Here is a 2,991-nt window from a genome sequence, read left to right as displayed (position 1 = left end):
GGCGGCCGCCTTCCTTTGCTTGGCCGTGGTCATCGCCCAGGCGTCCCGGTACCGACACGAGCGAACCGTGCGTGGCTGGGAGCCGCTCCTCTCGCGGCGGATGCGAACCTCAATCCAGAGCCTCGAACTGGGCGCCGAGGTCGACGCGGCCATGGCCGACGGATCTTTTCACGCGGCGCTCAGGGCCAGGCACGACCAGCAGCTCGAGAGGGCAACCCGGCTCCTCGGTCTTTCCTTCCGCGCGATCGAGGAGGCGACCCCGGACCGCCTGAAGCGGCTGCGCGCCGCCGCGGTGCTCATCCGGATGGCGGCAGCCATCGTACCGGTTCGACCGTTGCGGATCCGCGGTTACAAGCTGGCGGAGATCTCCGCCCTGGTCGGCGTCGGTGCCGCCCTCCACCACGTGGTCGTGAGCGCGCTCGAGCGCTTCCTGCTCCGTACCCAGGTCATCGGGATCGGATTGCGTTTGACGTGCCGGGCCATGGCGGGCTCGAGGAGTGAGGCCGCCGCGGCGCCGGCGGCGGAGCGGCCATGGGCCCTCTACGAGCGGGCTCTCGCCGACTGGAAGTCCCTGGACCGAGAGCACGTCGAGACGTACAAGGCGCTGGTGCGGTCGCTCGCGGGCTAGCCGCGTTTTCCGCACTTCCGCCACTTCGACCGGCCAATAGCCTGCGGGCGCGACTTCGGACGACTGCGGTTTAGCTCACGAAAAACCGCGGAAATCCGCATTGTCCCCCTTCCGTGGCCGGCAACCGGCTTCGGCCTGCGTGCCGCCCGGTGTAGGGCCAACAATACTCGTAATTGGCTTGACTATTGCGGCGGTATCAGATATCGTAGGGCCAACATGTACCTCAAGCGCCACGTGGTGACGCGAGGGCTCAACCGCTACACCTACTTACGCCTCGTACAGGCTTTCCGTACAGGAGAGGGGAAGGTTCGCCATCGGGTGCTGGCCACCCTCGGGCGCGTCGATGAGCTCAAGGCGTCGGGCCAACTCGACCAGCTCGCCGCCGCCTTTACGCGCCTCGATCCTCCTCGCGTCGGCTTCCGACGCGAGGTCGGCCCCCTGCTTCTGGTGCATCACGTGCTCGAGCGACTGGGCCTGGTCGGGCTCGTCGACCGCCACGTGCCCCAGCGCGGACGTGCGGAGCTGACGACGGGAGAGGTGGTGGCGGCCCTGATCGCCAACCGCCTTTGCGCGCCCGCTCCCCTGTACGACATCGCGGCCTGGGGCAGCAACGCGGCCCTGCACGAGGTGCTGGGCGTCCCCGGCATGCTGCTCAATGATGACCGCCTCGGTCGGGCGCTGGAAGCATTCGCACCCGTGGCGGAGAGCGTGCGTGGGGCGGCGGCCTTGGCCGCGGTAGAGGCCTTTGGCGCCGATGCCGCCCGGCTCCACGTGGATCTGACCACCCTGCGCGTCGCCGGCGCGTACAGCGATTCGAAGCTGATCGCCAAGGGCTGGGGATCCGACCGGCGGGTGGCGCGCCAAGTACAAATGCTGCAAGCCACCAATCCAGAGGGCATCCCCCTCTACGTTCGCCCGCATCCAGGCAACGCGGCGGAGCTCACCTGCATCGGAGTGGCGTTGGAACGACTGGCGGCTCTACTCGGCCCCGGTGTCCTCATCTGCGCCGATTCCGCCCTGGGTCACTTCAAGAACCTGTGCGCCACGCACCGCGCCGGCTTGAAGTTCGTCGTTCCCTTGCGCGCCAGCACCGGTTTCGCCGCCACGTTCCTGGAGGATGTCGGCACGGAAGCCCTGCGTCCCTTGCGCTACGTCTCCGCGCGCCAGAAGAACCTGCCCGCCAACAAGCGCGCACGCTACCGCGGAACCATTCGCCCACTCGCCGTCACCGATCCCGAGACCGGAGAGAAACACTCCTTCCGCGTGGCCTACGTGTGGTCCTCCGAGGAAGCCTCCTCGGTCGCGGAAGCCCGAGAGCGGGCGCTGAACAAGGCGGAGGAGGAACTCGCCAAGATCCGGCGGGGACTCGGCGGACGCTACTACAAGACGCTGCAGCAGGTGGAGGCCAGGGTCGCCAACATCTTGATCCAGCCCATTCGTGCGTTCCTGGCGGTTCGGACGGGGATGCGGGAAGGCAAGCCCACCTTGCGCTGGCGCCGGAACCGGGCCGCCATCACCGCAGCCGCGCGCACCGACGGCATCTATGCCCTCGCCACCAACCTGCCGGGACGCCTCTCGGCCAAACGAGTCCTTCGCCTCTACAAGGACCAGTTCGTGGTGGAGCAGCGACATCGCGACGCCAAACAGACTCTCCGCGTCCGCCCGCTCTTCCTCCACAACGATGACCGCATCGCCGCCCTCATCAGCATCGTCGGTCTGGCCCTACTGGTGTTCGGGATCATCGAGGCCGGCGTCCGACGCGCCCTCGGTGCCGGAAGGACCCTGCCTGGAATCCTCCCCGAGGGGCGCGCCGCCCTTCCCACCGGCCGATCGATCCTCGCCGCTTTCCAGGGCCTCGGGCTCACCTTCACCCACGAGGGGCCGCAACTGGATCCGCTCACCGCCACGCAGCGCCAGATTCTCGGGCTGCTTGACGTACGCATCCCCTGGACCGAAGGCAGTACCCTACTCGCCCAGAAGTGCGGAAAACGGGGCTAGCCGAAAAGAGACGGCCGGTGGGGGTCAGTTGGCGCCGGCTGGTCAGGAGAGCCAATAGCCGATGACCATGCCGATCCATCCGGACTAGTTGCCCCCCTGGAACGGAGTCGTCCTCGCTCGGCCTATGGTCCGGTGGCTGGTGGGGAGGCTCGGGGAAGAGCCCTGCAACACCAGCGCAACACCTCACCTCCGTGATGCCCTCTGAGCTGTAAGTATTTGATTGTTTTGGTGGACCGCGCCGGGAAAGAACCGGCGACCTCCTGCTTGCGAACCAGTTATTATTGGCACTTCGCGGAACGTCCTGGAACATCCTGAAACAACCTAACCTCTAGAATCGCCTTGACTAGAGCGGTCATTCGATGTTT

The 2,991-nt window shown here is 67.0% G+C and carries 2 protein-coding genes; both read left to right on the top strand.

The window, feature by feature from the left end; genetic code table 11:
* Positions 1-628: hypothetical protein (locus tag VGQ94_02950; GenBank protein HEV2021464.1), on the top strand; the 628-nt coding region annotated here is incomplete at its 5' end.
* A 216-nt stretch (positions 629-844) separates the two neighbouring features.
* On the top strand, positions 845-2,626 hold the full coding sequence (locus tag VGQ94_02945) for an IS1634 family transposase (GenBank protein ID HEV2021463.1): 1,782 nt from the start codon (positions 845-847) through the stop codon (positions 2,624-2,626).
* Positions 2,627-2,991 lie beyond the last annotated feature (365 nt).

Source organism: Terriglobales bacterium (assembly GCA_035937135.1).
GTDB lineage: Bacteria > Acidobacteriota > Terriglobia > Terriglobales > Acidobacteriaceae > DASYVL01.
The sequence above is the reverse complement of the archived record's forward strand: the minus strand, read 5'-3'. Positions and strand labels throughout refer to the sequence as shown.

Coding starts and splice junctions, on each gene's coding strand:
- VGQ94_02945 (HEV2021463.1), top strand. CDS start 845: ATGTACCTCAAGCGCCACGTGGTGACGCGAGGGCTCAACCGCTACACC.